The 14,265-nt window shown below is 65.2% G+C and carries 10 protein-coding genes; all 10 read right to left on the bottom strand.

Annotated features, from left to right (window positions below; genetic code table 11):
* Nucleotides 1–44: 44 nt before the first annotated feature.
* Nucleotides 45–1,091 carry a M48 family metallopeptidase gene (locus DIE23_RS22690; protein ID WP_124614194.1) on the bottom strand — a complete coding sequence of 349 codons (1,047 nt, stop codon included), beginning with the start codon at nucleotides 1,089–1,091 and terminating at the stop codon, nucleotides 45–47.
* Nucleotides 1,081–2,502: an AmpG family muropeptide MFS transporter gene (locus tag DIE23_RS22685; RefSeq protein WP_124614193.1), complete on the bottom strand. Its 1,422-nt coding sequence runs from the start codon at nucleotides 2,500–2,502 to the stop codon at nucleotides 1,081–1,083. The genes DIE23_RS22690 and DIE23_RS22685 overlap by 11 nt, the downstream gene beginning before the upstream one ends.
* 116 nt (nucleotides 2,503–2,618) lie before the next feature.
* Nucleotides 2,619–3,227, bottom strand: coding sequence for a methionine biosynthesis protein MetW (gene metW / locus DIE23_RS22680; RefSeq protein ID WP_006755281.1), 609 nt, complete (start codon nucleotides 3,225–3,227; stop codon nucleotides 2,619–2,621).
* Nucleotides 3,224–4,369: a homoserine O-acetyltransferase gene (locus tag DIE23_RS22675; protein ID WP_124614192.1), complete on the bottom strand. Its 1,146-nt coding sequence runs from the start codon at nucleotides 4,367–4,369 to the stop codon at nucleotides 3,224–3,226. The genes metW and DIE23_RS22675 overlap by 4 nt, the downstream gene beginning before the upstream one ends.
* A gap of 266 nt (nucleotides 4,370–4,635) precedes the next feature.
* Entirely contained in the window at nucleotides 4,636–7,629 is a 2,994-nt protein-coding gene (locus tag DIE23_RS22665; protein WP_124614191.1) for an autotransporter outer membrane beta-barrel domain-containing protein, read from the bottom strand.
* A gap of 402 nt (nucleotides 7,630–8,031) precedes the next feature.
* Nucleotides 8,032–8,574: a fimbrial protein gene (locus tag DIE23_RS22660; RefSeq protein WP_124614190.1), complete on the bottom strand. Its 543-nt coding sequence runs from the start codon at nucleotides 8,572–8,574 to the stop codon at nucleotides 8,032–8,034.
* Nucleotides 8,575–8,814: 240 nt separating this feature from the next.
* Nucleotides 8,815–9,894 carry a fimbrial protein gene (locus tag DIE23_RS22655; RefSeq protein ID WP_124614189.1) on the bottom strand — a complete coding sequence of 360 codons (1,080 nt, stop codon included), beginning with the start codon at nucleotides 9,892–9,894 and terminating at the stop codon, nucleotides 8,815–8,817.
* A 60-nt stretch (nucleotides 9,895–9,954) separates the two neighbouring features.
* Nucleotides 9,955–12,573, bottom strand: coding sequence for a fimbria/pilus outer membrane usher protein (locus DIE23_RS22650; RefSeq protein ID WP_260436144.1), 2,619 nt, complete (start codon nucleotides 12,571–12,573; stop codon nucleotides 9,955–9,957).
* A 189-nt stretch (nucleotides 12,574–12,762) separates the two neighbouring features.
* Nucleotides 12,763–13,527 carry a molecular chaperone gene (locus DIE23_RS22645; protein WP_124614187.1) on the bottom strand — a complete coding sequence of 255 codons (765 nt, stop codon included), beginning with the start codon at nucleotides 13,525–13,527 and terminating at the stop codon, nucleotides 12,763–12,765.
* Nucleotides 13,528–13,633: 106 nt separating this feature from the next.
* On the bottom strand, nucleotides 13,634–14,176 hold the full coding sequence (locus tag DIE23_RS22640) for a fimbrial protein (protein ID WP_124614186.1): 543 nt from the start codon (nucleotides 14,174–14,176) through the stop codon (nucleotides 13,634–13,636).
* Between the last annotated feature and the right edge of the window lie 89 nt (nucleotides 14,177–14,265).

Raw genomic sequence — 14,265 nt, 5'->3', positions numbered from 1 at the left:
ACGTGCCGGCGATGCCCGAAGAGGACCACCGCCGGCTGCGGCGCTCAGCGCCGCACGATCTTGCGCCGTTGTGCGCTGATGCCGGCGTAGTCGGACAGCGTATCGACCCGTTTGCCGATTGCCTTCGCATACAGCGGCATCAGGTCCGGCAGGCGGTTCAGCAGATCCTGCCGCCGCGTCGCGCTGTACGGGTGCATGTAGATGAAGCCCGACGTCCTGTTCGCGCGCGTCGCCGCCGCGAGCTTGTCCCACAGCGTGATCGCCGCGCGCGGATCGAAGCCCGCGCGGGCGGCGATGTCGCCGCCGATCACGTCGGCTTCGGTTTCGTCGGTCGGGTCGTAGCGCAGCGTCTGCAGGCGCGCGCCGAGGTTCAGCGCCTGCGGCAGCGGATCGCCGACGCCGAACAGCGGCGGTAGCGTGGCCGCGCGCAGCGAGGTTTGCGACGTCTCGCTGAAATTGCTGCGCGCGTGTTCGCGCAGCGCATGCGCGATGCCGTGCGCGAGCAGCACGCCGAACTCGTCGTCGTTCAGGCGGACGCGGTCGAGCAGCCCGCCGTACACGAGCACCTTGCCGCCCGGCAGGCAGGTGACGCGGATGTCGCGCGAGCGGATCGCGTTGACGTCCCACGCCCAGTTCTTCACGCGATCGTTCCATTTCACCGAATACGGCGCGAGCTTCATGACGATCGCGCGCAGGCGTTTTACGCGCGGCTGGTTCGCGGGCAGCAGGCGGTCGCTGTCGGCGGCTGCCTGCACGATCTGCGCGTATTCGCTCGCGGTCAGCTGTTCGAGCAGCGGCGACGGGATCAGCGTGCGGAACGCGATCGCGTTGCCGTAGCGAACCTGCTGCGGCGTCGGCGTATAGGCTTTCGCGGGCACGGCCGCGCCGGTCGGCTGCGCGGCTTCGGCTGCAGACGGCGGAGCGGGGGGCGCCGGCGTGGACGGCGCAGCCGGCGCGGTGGCGGGTGCGGAGCCGGCCGTGATCGCACTGGTGTCGGACGCGTGAGCGCTTCCCGCCGCGCCGAGCGTCGCGATGCCGACGCTCAGCGCGGCGGCGACACGTGCCGCGCGATGCAGTCGGTCATTGTGCACGGCTGGCCTCGCCGTTGCGCGCGGTGCCGTTCCACGGCGCGATCTTGAACAGCAGCAGCATGCCGGGGATCGCGAGCGCGGTGCACACGATGAAGTAGTCGAACCAGCCGATCTTCGCGACGATGAAGCCGCTCGCGGCTGATGCGAGCGTGCGCGGCACGGACGCGAGGCTCGTGAACAGCGCGAACTGGGTGGCCGTGTAGCGCGGGTCGGTCGTGCTCGCGATATACGCGACGAACGCGGCCATCGTCAGGCCGGTCGTGAAGGTTTCGACGCCGTAGACGATCGCGAGCGCGACCGTCATCGGGCTGAACTGCGGCGTGACGGCGATGCCGAACACCGACAGCGCCGACGCGATCGCGTGGCTCGTCGATACCGTGAAGTCGTACAGCATGGCAAGCACGGGCGACCCGGGGCCGAGTTGAGCGAGCCACGCGAAGCCGAGCGTCGATACCATCTGCAGCGCGCCGAAGATCCATAGCCCGCGGCCGATCCCGATCTTCACGAGCCAGACGCCGCCGATGATGCCGCCGGCGACGCTCGCGACGAGCGCGGTGGTTTTCGCGACGATGCCGATTTCGGTGCGCGTGAAACCGATGTCGAGGAAGAACGACGTCGACAGCGTGGTCGCCATCGTGTCGCCGATCTTGAACAGGAAGATGAACGCGATGACGAGCAGCGCACCGGCCCAGCCGTCGCGCTGGATGAATTCACGGAACGGCAGCACGATCGCGTCGCGCAGGTTGCGCGGCGGCGCGCCGACGACTTCGGGCTCGCGCACGACGAGCGTCATCAGGATGCCCGGCAGCATGAACGCGCCGGTGAGCGCGAACACGGCATCCCACGGCATGTGGTCGGACAGGATCAGCGCCAGCGAGCCGGGGATCAGCGCGGCGAGCTTGTATGCGTTCACGTGCACCGCATTGCCGAGACCCTGCTCGGTGTCGCGCAGCAATTCGCGGCGGTACGCGTCGATCACGATGTCGGCGCTCGCGCCGAAGAACGCGACGAGCGTCGTGAGCGCGGCGACCGTCCAGATCGAGTCGCGCGGCGACACGAAACCGAGCGCGGCGATCGCGCCTGCGACCAGCACCTGCGTGAGCAGCAGCCAGCCGCGCCGGCGGCCCGGCCGCCAGCCGGGCAGGCGCGGGATGTAGCGGTCCATCAGTGGCGCCCACAGGAACTTCCACGTATACGGGAACTGGATCAGCGCGAACAGGCCGATTTCCTTCAGGTTCACGCCCTCGGAGCGCAGCCATGCCTGCACGAGGTAGACGAGCGTGAACAGGGGTAGACCCGACGTGAAGCCGAGGAACACGCAAATCAGCATGTGCGTGTTCAGATAGGCTCGCCAGCCGGGGTGATCCTCGTGAGCGGTGAGCGCGGGCGCCTCGTGTGGCGTTTTGGACATGGACTGGAACTGGGTAGCGTTGACTGATTGCGGCGGCAGCGCAGGCGGTGCGGACGGCGCAGAAGGGGCGGCCGCACGCGCGTGCGGGCCGGATCTTCGGTCAACAGCCCTCCGGCTCAGCTGCGCTTGACGCGATAGACAGCAAGACTACCACGCCAGTTCGCTCCCCATCGAATCGGCTGGCCTTCGTGCAGCACGACGCGGTCGAGGATCGTGACGCCGACTTCGGGCGCGAGCGCCTCGAAATCCTCGATCGTCAGCACCCGGACGTTCGGCGTGTTGTGCCACTGGTACGGCAGCGACTTCGACACCGGCATCCGGCCGTTCAGCACCGACAGCCGGTGCGGCCAGTAGCCGAAATTCGGGAACGACACGATGCATTCGCGTCCGACCCGCGCGGTTTCGCGCAGGATCGCGGCCGTCTGGTGAATCGTCTGCAGAGTCTGCGACAGGATCGCGATGTCGAAGCTGTGGTCCTCGAACAGGCGCAGGCCGTCTTCCAGGTTCTGCTGGATCACGTTGATGCCGTTCTTCGCGCTCGCGAGCACGCCCGCGTCGTTCAGCTCGATCCCGTAGCCGGTCACGTCCAGTTCTTCCATCAGCAGCGCGAGCAGCGAGCCGTCGCCGCAGCCGAGGTCGAGCACCGTCGAACGCGGCTCGACCCAGCGCGCGATCGTGCGGAAGTCCGCGCGCGCGGACAGGGAGTTCAGCGCTTGCTGGTTCATACGCCCACCTCGTTGGCGATTCGTTCGTAATACGCGCGGAGCAGGTTGTGATAGCGCGCGTCGTCGAGCAGGAACGCGTCGTGGCCGTGCGGCGCGTCGATCTCCGCGTAGCTGACCGTGCGCTTGTTGTCGAGCAGCGCCTTCACGATCTCGCGCGAACGCGCCGGCGCGAAGCGCCAGTCGGTCGAGAAGCTCGCGATCAGGTATTTCGCCTGCGTGTGTGCGAGCGCGGCCGTCAGGTTGCCTTCGAATGCCTTGGCCGGGTCGAAGTAGTCGAGCGCGCGCGTGATCAGCAGGTACGTGTTCGCGTCGAAGTAGTCGGCGAACTTGTCGCCCTGGTAGCGCAGGTACGACTCGACCTCGAACTCGACGTCGAAGCTGAAGTTGTATGCGTCGAGCGCGCCGTCGGCGCGGCGCAGCGCGCGGCCGAATTTCTCGGCCATGTCATCGTCGGACAGGTACGTGATGTGACCGATCATCCGCGCGACGCGCAGGCCGCGCTTCGGTTTGACGTTGTGCGCGTAATAGTCGCCGCCGTGAAAGTCGGGATCGGACAGGATCGCCGAGCGCGCGACCTCGTTGAACGCGATGTTCTGCGCGGACAGCTTCGGCGTGGACGCGATGTCGATGCAGTGCGCGACGCGCTCCGGATACATCAGGCTCCATGCGAGCGCCTGCATCCCGCCGAGGCTGCCGCCCATCACGGCCGCGAAGCGGTCGATGCCGAACGCATCCGCGACGCGCGCCTGTGCGTGCACCCAGTCCTCGACCGTGACGACCGGGAAGCGCGCGCCGTACGGCTTGCCGGTCGACGGGTCGATGCTCATCGGGCCGGTCGAGCCGAAGCACGAACCGAGGTTGTTCACGCCGATCACGAAGAAGCGGTTGGTGTCGAGCGGCTTGCCCGGGCCGACCATGTTGTCCCACCAGCCGGTGCTGCGCGGATCGTCCGCGTAGATGCCGGCGACGTGGTGCGACGCGTTGAGCGCATGGCAGACCAGCACCGCGTTCGAGCGCGCGGCGTTGAGCTCGCCGTACGTCTCGACGACGAGCTGATAGTTGCCGATCACGCTGCCGCTTTGCAAGCGCAGCGGTTCGGCGAAGTGCATGGTCTGTGGAGCGACGATGCCGATCGATTCCATTCGTTCCGCCTTATGACTGGGCGGCTAAATGGTGTCGGCGATGCGCGGAGGCGAAGGTGCGCGGCTGACGACCTCTTTAGCCGCATTTGTAGTGAACCGCCGGGGAACGACGCATCGACGCATCAAGGCCCCGGCCGGTTCGCGCGCCCGCAATCGAGTCAGCAAATCGGCGCGCTTCCGACCTGCCGCCAAGGAGGCGGCAGTCGGAGGAGTATAGCGGAATTCCGCAGGGCGCGGATTTCACGCTCCGCCGGCCGCCGACGACTTCACCAGCGGTATTTCGCCGAGAACTGTCCCTTTACCACCGAGTAGTCGGACAGATTGCCTTCCACGCCGATGCTCGCCGATATCGAGAATTGCCGGCTCAACTGCCCGGTCGCGCCGATCCGGACGGCAGCCCGGTCGCGCGGCACGCTGAACGAGAACGCATTGCGATCGAGCGTCAGCGAGTGCGAGCCGGGGCCGTGCCACCAGTTTGCCTCGATGAACGGCCGAAGTTCGCGTCCATGCGGCATCGCGGTGATGCCGTGCACACGTACGCCCAGGCGGGTGAGCACGTCGGTGGAGCCCTGGCCGTCAACGCGGCCGCCGGCCGTGCCGTGTGCGTCCGCGCGATAGTCGGATACGACGACCTGCGCTTCGGGCTCGACGAAGAATCGTGTGTCGCCGCGTTCATAGAACCCGAACGAATAGCCGGTTTCCAGCGAGCCCGTGACGGTGCGTGATCGGTACGAATCCGCCGCGAGGCTGCCGCCGACGCTGTTCGCATAGGCACCGTACATGAACCATGCGTCGACATAGGGGCCGCTCAGGATGTCGCGGTTGCCGTACCACGTGCTGTAGAGCCCGACGTTGTAACCGGAGACGCTGCCGCGTGCGGTTGCGTTCATCACCCGGTGCTCGATCGCGTTCCACAGCGGGCGCGTCGACCAGTTCGTCTGGCTGCCGTACATGCCCATCGCGCCGATACGCACGCTGCCGCCGCGACCATCGTCGAAGCGGAGCAGGTCGGCGCCCGCGTGAATCAGGCGGCCGTTGCCCGACACGCTGCGGTTGCCGCCCGACATCGACGTCATCTGGCCCTCGGCGCGCAGCCAGACCGCGCCGTCGAGCGGGCCGGCTGCTTGGGTGCGAAGCGAGCGATCGTCGCGCTGATGCAGTGTGTGGATTGCCATCGTCGACGCTGCATCGGCGTTCGCCAGGTACGCATCGGGCTCCGGTGCCGCAGTGCGCGGCGGACGCGTGATCTCCGGCTCGATCGGCGGGTCGGGGGCGACGGGGCCGGGCGGCGGCGGTGGCTCCGGCGGTTGCGGCGGTTGCGGCGGTTCCGGCGGGACAGGTTTTGCCGCGGAGACGAGATACCAGTCGTCCTCCCGGCCGCCCTGGCCGCCGCGCTTGAGCATGTAGTCGTAGCCGCCGGCAGACAAGGTGCCGAAGCCGCTCCGGTAGCCGTCCGATCCTGCATCGAGCGTGAAGGCCGACGCGTCGGTCGTGCCGCCATTGCGGGTTTCGACGATCGGAATGCCGACCGTCGTTGGCGCGCCATCCCCCCCGGCGCGCTTGACGACGATGCCGGTGTCGCCCGATGCGTGGCCGCCGTCGATCACGAGGCGGTCGGTGGGCGAAGCGTCGTCCTGCAGCGTCGTATGGAGGACCAGCTGGCCGTTGCGGGCCGCATAGTCGCCGGTCACGACGAGTGTGCGCGGCGTCGGCGTCCCGCGGGCCGCCGGCGCGGCGAACGCGATCGTCGAATCGTTCAGCGCGACGGAGCCGACCGTCGAATCCGCGGTGACGGTCCAGCGGCTGCTCGTGTCGAGCGACAGCGCGCGGACCACGTCGGTCGCGCCGGTCCACGCGGACGCATTGGCGAGCGCGACGTCCGTCACGGCATCCGTCGGGCTGCCGTCGTCGGTCGGCTGGTTGACGATGTCGCCGTCGGCACGGGAGCCGGCGTCGAGCGTCAGGCGCACCGGTGCGCCTGACTCCGCATGGACGGACAGCAGCGTGCCGTTGCCGCCGATGGCGCGCGTGCCGTTCTTCAGCGCGATGGTCGCGTCCGAGGCATCGATCGCGCCGTGGCGTTCGCTGACCAGCGAGCCGTCGTCGATCGTCAGCGTGCCGCCGTAGACGGCCGCTGCATGGGCGCCGTCGCCGGTCGCGCGCGCGCTGGTCCGCACCAGGTCGATCGTGCCGCCGGCGCCCGAATAAAGCGCGACGGCTTCCTTGCCCTGGGTTTCGACGCTCGTATCGACGAGCGACGCGACGGAGTCCGCGCCGGCCGACATCACGCCGCGCGCGCGTTCGCCGCTCGTGGTGATGTCGCCGCGCGTCATCGAGATCTTGCCGCCGAGGCGCGCGATCACGCCGATCGCGCGAGCGCCGGTGGTGGTCACGAACGTATCGGCTGCATTGACGACAGGCGTATCGGTGTACTCCTTCGATGCATAAAGCCCGTGCGCGCTGGTGCCGTGCGTGATGACGCGCGTGCGCGCGAGTTCGACGCTGCCCTCGCGCGTGTCCACGCCGAGCGCGTAGTCGCCGGCGGTTTCAAGGTGCGAGTCGCTGAATGCGACCGTGGAAGCGCTCGGCATGTACAGCACCGTCGCATAGTCGCCATCCGTACGGATATCGGTGCGGGTCAGTGTCGCCCGGACGCCGCCGTAACTGATGGACAGGCCGACGCCGAACAGGCCGCTGGTACGGACCAGCGTGTCGGCCACGTCGATGGTGCCGCCCGGCGCCAGGATCGCCATGATGCCATGCGCTTCCTGGCCGCGCGTCACGATCACGCTGTCGGACAGCGTGAGGCGCGCGTTGGCGCCGTCGACGAATGCACCATGCGAATAGTCGCCGTCGGTATCGATGGACACGCGCTCCGCGGATGCGTTACCACCGTTACGAAGGTCAATGCCGGCGCTGGAGCCGCCGCGGGTCCGGATTTCGGTATCGCGGAGGGCGACGCGCGACTGGCTGCCCCATGCGGCGACACCCGCCGCGGCGTTGCCGGTCGAAAAAACGCGGGTCCGGCTGTTGGTCGTCAGGATGCCGCCGTTGATCGCGGAAAGCACGGCATCGCCCGACTGGTGCGTCGAATATTCACCGGGCGCGACTTCGAGTTCGATGCCGTCGGCTCGCTGAGGGCCGCTGCCCGTGACTTGTGCGGTTGACGGGGGGGAGATCGCCGCGCCGGCGAGCAGAGCCGAATGAGCGACGCACAGGCGGACCCGCGCACGGGACGAGAGGAAATAACTGCGGTTCACTAGATCACCTTTATTAACTCGAACAGGTGAAAAGTAGTTTTGTTGAGCAGGTTTGGATATTGGACGAGTTCGAATTTTCGGAAGGGACTGACGAGCGGCACGGAGGACATGTGAGGCGCGAAGGCGCTTCGGTGCCGACTGTTTGAATGATGCGGGCTTTCGGGGGGGTATCGGGCCTGAAACTGCGCTGGCCAATTGCGTGTCACTCGGCGTGAGCGTTTCGGGCCGGGGTGGTGAGGGAATCCTGATAGAGGCGAGGTGCAGTGACGAACGCTCGAACGACAATTCCGTCGGCACGCGGATCGATCGCGCGTTGGTCCGCCGTGGATGTCGGGGAAGGGGCGCGCGCCCCCGCGCCCCGGTACCGAGCCGGCGCGCAGGACGCGCGCCGGCGCTCGGGCTTTACTGATACATGATCGAGTACATCACCGACGTGTTCACCGTGCCCTGGCTCGCGGCGCCGCCCGTCGCGACATACTGGGCGTAGTACGGCAGCTCCGCAGCGCCGTCCTTCAGCGCGACGGCCAGCGAATTTTCATCGGCCTTGCCGACACCGATGTTGGTCGTATCGCCGTTGAGCAGGCCGATTTCGACGTTCTTCGCGGTGCCCGATGCGTTGAGCAGCTGGCCAGTGGTCGAGTTGACCGTCGTGCCCGGCTCGAAGTGCGTGTAGACGTTGCCGGTGGCCGGCGAGCAGTTCTTCAGGCCGATCTTGAACGGCGTGCGGCCAGCCGTCGCGCCGCCGGCGGCGAGCGCCGACGTCGACACCTTCGGCAGCGCGACCGTGAAGTCCTTGCCGCCGGTGCCGTTGCCGTCGATCGTGCAGGTCTGCGTACCGATGTTGCCGTTGATGGTGATCGTGCCGTCGGCGGCGTGCGATACGGCCGGCAGGGTTGCTGCTGCTGCGACGACGAGTGCTGCGATGCTGGTGTATGCGAACTTCATATCGATTCCTCTAGTACTAGTTGGAAAATGGACTCCGTCGTCAGATCGCCCGGCCGCGTGAGCGGACATACGCACGACATTCGATTTCGTCCGAAAATACCTTCCGATTCAATCCAGCAGGACTGCGAAGCGGAAGGCTGCTCTGGTCATCGATTCGACGATGACCGCCAATGGGCACCGGGTCGCTCGCACTATCGGGCGATCGGTGCGCCACCGAATTACCTTGCTATTCAGTGATGCTTACTGATAGCTCATCGTGAATGTCGCGACACCCTTGACCTTTCCGGCGGAAACGCGGTCGGTCGCGATGTACTGCGCACTCAATGGGATGTGGTTCGTCGACGCCGACGGCCCGACATACCATTGATTCGGGTTGCCGATCGCGCCGGAGTCGGGGCCGTAGCTGACCGGTTGGCCATCCTTGAGGATTTGCAACTTCACGCCCTTTGCCGTCGAGTCTGGCGTCAAGGTCAGTTGGTTACCCGTGTTGCCTGTATCGGTCAGGTCGGTCAACGTGACATAGACACCCGATCCCGTCTTGCACGACAAGCCGATGTTGAATCCCGTATCGCCAGCGGTGGCGCCTACCGTAGGCAGTTTGGATGCGGCAATCGACGGCAGTGGCACCGGTACGTTGGGCGTGGTGACCGTACAGCTTTGTTGCATGGCCAATACCTTGCCCATGGGTTTGTTATCCATGGTCCATGTAAACACGCCGTTCGCCGGTGTTTCCGGGTATCCCGTGCTCCCATTGTTTATGGTTGAAAGGGAAACATAATTCATTTGATAGTTGACCCATTTCCCTATGTATTTGTATATCAAATCATTGAGTTTTACGATCTCGGCCTTGATTTTTACCGTGCCGCGGGTGGGCTGTGAGGGCGTTGATGGTCCCCATGGAACATATTTCCCACGCATGTTGGTCATTACTTGCCCCGTTTCTGCGTTGGTGATTCGAAACCCGATCGCGCCATGGAAATCAGTCAGCGGGGTGGTGTACGCGATGACTCCCGGGAATGGGGTGTCCTTGAAAAAATTCGGGTCTGGCGACGTCGTTTTGATCATGAATCTAAACCCGCCGCTGCCCTCGGTATTGGCAGGGCAGATATATTCCAGCTCGGTTAATGACGTTCCAAGAACCACTCCATTCGGTGCGTTCGGCGGAACGATGAGGTCTGGGTACTTGAGGAGCACATGTTTGGCCAACAGGCCGTCAGGATCCGGGCAGTATGAAAGATCAGCGGCAGCGGCGCTTCCAGTGAAAAATAGCCCTGCCCATGTAACGAGAGGGATGAAAATTGACCTTAAGAGTATTTTCATATCTGATGGAATTCTTATTTAAAGGGGCGATGGATCGGATTTTCGTGCGGCATTTGCCGGTCAGTCTTTTCCTGATCTGCTATCGCTGCCAGTGATGGTCGCTTCCGTGTGTGCATCCGAAAGTGCTGTAGCCGTGCCGGATGGCTTCGTGTTCAGCGGCGGACCGTAATCGCAAGTCGATTCGAGACGGGTGTAAATATCACGCGTACCGGTCTGGACGGGCAGTCGATAGGAAAAGGAACAGGATTCTGTCGAACGTTTGCCCCATTTCGCCGTCAATACGCCCGTCTCCGGGAGACCACGCGTGAATAGCTGCCCGCCCTGTCCGGTTGCCCCGACGACCTTGTCGGAGGAATCAACCACGGTGCTCCCGAACGGAACCGGCGCACCATTCGGTTGACGCATCGTCAACAGCGCTGCGCGGCCGGACACAGTCTCGAACTTGAGTTTGACGACTGAATTCGCTCGCGGCGCGATCTGCTGGCTCGTCGACAGCATCTCGACATCCAGCGGGATGCCCTTCGGATCGAGTTCGACGGTGTTCATCTGGTACGGCGTCAGATACGGAAGCACTGCATAGCCGCGCCTGTCGATCCGCACGTCCGTGCCGTTCGTGATGCGTGCGCCGACGGCATCTTTCGCCTCGACGATGGCGACGGTGTCGCCGAGATCGTTGGCGAGCGTGACGCCGCCCGCATGCCCGACGAATGCGCCCGAGATGCCCGCGGAGACGCTCGAATAGCCGCTGCCGCCGCTCGCGCTGCCCGAGAAGGTTGCGTACGGGCTGCGATACTGTGCGTTGCCGCCGCCGGAGGTTGCGCCGCCGCTGGAGGTCGCGTTCACGTTGTACGAGAACGCGTTGGATTTCCCGGCGGTACCGCTCAGCGACATCTGGCCGAGCATGCCGCCCTGGTTCTGGTGCGTGACGCTCGCGCTCAGCGTCGGTGCATACGCTTGTCGGCCGAGCGGGAGCGTGATGTTCGCGTATACCTGGTTGTTCAGGCTGCCCGTGTAGCCGTCGCGCTGTCGCGAAACCGACAGGTTGTAGCTGAGGTTCAGTCCTTTGAACCGGAGGTTGTTGTTGTAACCGAGCTGGAACTGCGTCGTCGTGCCCTGGCGATTCCAGTAGCTGGCCGTCGAGCCCACCGCGAACAGGCTGCCGCGGCCTTCGCCGAGCGTCTGGTTCAGCGTCAGCTGAATCTGGTTGCGCTGCCGGTACGCATCGTTCGGATCCATGCCGGCTGCCGCGCGTTCGCGGGCGGTCATCGCATCGCGCATGGTCCAGTAGCCACGCGACGAGTAGCGATACGCGGCGACTGCGATGTTCGTGCCGGTCGACTCGACGGACTTGCTGTAGCTCAAACGTACGCTCTGGCCGCTCGTCGCCGACACGCCCGGGATGCGTGCGCTCGCCTGCGTGACATCGACGGCGACCGCACCGATGGGCGTGTTGAATGCCGCGCCGACCAGCCCGGCCAGGTAGTTCTCCGCGGCGATCGCGCCGACATAGCCGGTCAACACGTTGTTGATGCCGCGCTGATACGTGGCCTGTGCGAAATTCGGGTGGCTATTCAGTCCCGAGTCGCGCAACTGACCCACCGCGAAAGCGTAGCGCGCGATGCCGGGACGCAACGATTGCGCGACCGCCGCGTAGGGCACGGTGAAGCTGTGCTTCCGGCCGTCGGCCTCGGTCACGGTGACGAGCAGGTTGCCGCCATAGCCCGTCGGATACAGGTCGTCGATCTGGAACGGGCCCGGCGCGACGTTCGTTTCGTAGAGCACGGCGCCGTTTTGCGACACCGCGACGTGCGCGTTGCTCGACGCGACGCCACGCACCACCGGTGCATAGCCGCGCATCGAATCGGGCAGCATGCGGTCGTCCGTCTCCAGCGTGGCGCCGCGCAGGCCGACGCTGTCGAACAGCGAGCCGTCGGTGTAGGTCTCGCCGATCTTCAACTGGCTGCGCCAGGCGGGCAGATCGCGCTGTACGTAAGTGTTGAGGCTCTGGTAGCGGCTGTCGCCTTGAGATTGCGCGGTATAGGTGCCGTTGTGCCGGAAATGCCAGTTCGCGATGTTGACGCCCGCGTTCAGCCCCAGGAATCCCTGCGTGCTCTCATAGCCCGAAGACGAACTGCGGAAGACGTTCGCGTTGTACTTGATCGTCGCGCTCGGCACGCCGCCGTCCCACAGTGCCGGACTGACATAGCCGCGCGGATTGCGCAGCAACGCGGCCTGCGGAATGCTGACGTTCAGGCGCAGATCGCCCATGTCGAATTCATATTTCGCATCGGCAACCAGCTTCTCGACGTCGGTACACTCGCCAGCCTGCACGCGTACCAGTTCGGCGCGCCCCGCATCGGTGAGCGCCTGGTCGTCGAGCCCGAGCCGCGCTACCAGCGTGCGGTCGAAACATGGCTTGGCGTTGTCCGTTTCGCCATCGGCGGCGAAACGCACCGACGAGCGGCCGTTCCATTGCCCGTTAACGTAGAAATCGACCGTATAGTCGCCCGGTGTGACCGGGTTGCCTTTCGCGAAGCGGTCGAGATCGAGCCGCTGCCCGCGCGGTTTCATCATCAACGTGTCGTTGAAGTGAACCTGGGCGATCTCGAAATGGTCCGCCGATGCGGCAGGTGTATCCACGGCGGCCGCATCGACTGCCCAGCCGCCAAGTGCGGCCATGACGAACAGGCAACTCGGCCTGAGCTTGAAATGAGTGGCGGCCACCGACGGCCGAATTTGATGATTCGCTCGCATGAATTCAACGTATCAATGCCGCATCGTCATAGCGCGAGCGACGGTGTGCCTTTATCGGTGCGATAACCGCACCGACTGCAGAGCACGGGATGGAGTCGGGTAAGGCGTTGGGCGTCAGTGCGCCGCTTTTGGCGCGGAGGTGCCATCGATGCCGGCGCCGTAGTCGTCGAGGAACGTGTAGTCGACCTCGATCGGTCCGGCGGGCTGCGACGCCACGTTGCCGACGTTGAACTGTTCGGTGCCGCCGGGCTTGACCATGCCGCCCGTTTCGTTCTTCCAGGTCGTGCCGCCGGATTTGACGGTCATCCGCGTGAACGTGACGTGGTAGGGCGTCGGATTCTTCGCTTCCAGTGCGTAGCCTCCGCCGGCCTTGGGTGCGAAGTTCCACGTCACCTTGGCGGCGGATTCGTCGGCGACGCCTTCCAACGAGGTGGGGCGGAAGAACAGCTTGATGCGCGAACGGAACGCGAGCTGCAGCAGGTTCGGCGTATCGGGATCATCGGCCGCCTGCGGAGGGACGTCGAGCACATTCAGCCAGTAGAGCGTTTCCTTGTCCTGCGCGAGCGGTTCATTCGTATAGATCAGCCGAAGGCTCTGCCCTTTCTTCGGGTCGAGACGGAACAACGGCGGTGTCAGCGTGAACGGCACCTTCGATTCGTCGGGCAGCGCATTGACGTTGCCGTCATCGATCCATGCCTGGACGAGCGACGGCCGCGTGCCCTCGTTGGTCAACTTCACCGTGACCTCGCGTTCCTTCTCCGGATACACCACGCGGGTGCCGCCGATTACCACGCTTGCTTCCGCTATGCCCGCACCGGACAGCGACGCGGCCAGCATTGCCGCACCCATGGTCGAGCGCCAGTTCATTGGCATCCGCATCGTTTAGTTCTCCTTTTCGATGAAAAAAGACATACCCGTCGGCCGGGCGCGGCCCGCGCGCCGCCATTACTGTGCGGACGCGGGCCGGTGATCGTGATACCGGGTTTTACTGATACGAGACCGAGTACATGACCGACGTGCCGACCGTGCCCGCGGTGGAGGCACCGCCGGTCGCGACGTATTGCGCGTAGTAGTCGAGGGTCGCCGCGCCAGCCGAGATCGCCACGGATTGCGAGTTCTGCTGCGCCTGGGCTGCGCCGAGCTTGATGTTCGAGCCATCCTTGTTCAGCAGGCCGACTTCGACGTTCTTGGCACTACCCGTGGCGTTGAACAGCTGGCCCGTCTGCGCGTTGACCGTCGTACCCGGCTCGAAGTACACCGATGCATTGCCCGAGTTCGGCGAACAGTTCGACAGTGCGATGCGGAACGGCTTGCGGCCAGCCGTCGAGCCCGCGACGGACAGTGCCGAGGTCGACACGTTGGGCAGCGTGACCGTGAAATCCTTGCCGCCGCCGTCGCCCGAGATCGTGCAGGTCTGGGCCGTGATCTCGCCGGTGATCGTGATCGTGCCGTCAGCAGCGTGGGCCGATGAAGCAGCGGCGAGGAGACCCGCGGATGCAATCAGAATGGAAAGTGCTTTCTTGGACATGTAAGTACCTGTTAGGGTCTGTTTACATTCGATGAAATGTGTTTACATCTTGTCTTTTGCGCGAGCGGGCCAAGATGATTCGAACGTTG

The organism is Burkholderia sp. Bp9143, assembly GCF_003853645.1.
Lineage (GTDB): Bacteria > Pseudomonadota > Gammaproteobacteria > Burkholderiales > Burkholderiaceae > Burkholderia.
Note: the sequence above shows the minus strand (reverse complement) of the source record. Positions and strands in the feature narration are given on the sequence as shown.

Bases quoted from the DNA above. Each gene is read 5' to 3' on its own strand.
- DIE23_RS22675 (WP_124614192.1), bottom strand. From the start codon at position 4,369: ATGGAATCGATCGGCATCGTCGCTCCACAGACCATGCACTTCGCCGAA.
- DIE23_RS22655 (WP_124614189.1), bottom strand. From the start codon at position 9,894: ATGAAAATACTCTTAAGGTCAATTTTCATCCCTCTCGTTACATGGGCA.
- DIE23_RS22685 (WP_124614193.1), bottom strand. From the start codon at position 2,502: ATGTCCAAAACGCCACACGAGGCGCCCGCGCTCACCGCTCACGAGGAT.
- DIE23_RS22640 (WP_124614186.1), bottom strand. From the start codon at position 14,176: ATGTCCAAGAAAGCACTTTCCATTCTGATTGCATCCGCGGGTCTCCTC.
- DIE23_RS22645 (WP_124614187.1), bottom strand. From the start codon at position 13,527: ATGCGGATGCCAATGAACTGGCGCTCGACCATGGGTGCGGCAATGCTG.
- metW (WP_006755281.1), bottom strand. From the start codon at position 3,227: ATGAACCAGCAAGCGCTGAACTCCCTGTCCGCGCGCGCGGACTTCCGC.
- DIE23_RS22660 (WP_124614190.1), bottom strand. From the start codon at position 8,574: ATGAAGTTCGCATACACCAGCATCGCAGCACTCGTCGTCGCAGCAGCA.
- DIE23_RS22650 (WP_260436144.1), bottom strand. From the start codon at position 12,573: ATGGCCGCACTTGGCGGCTGGGCAGTCGATGCGGCCGCCGTGGATACA.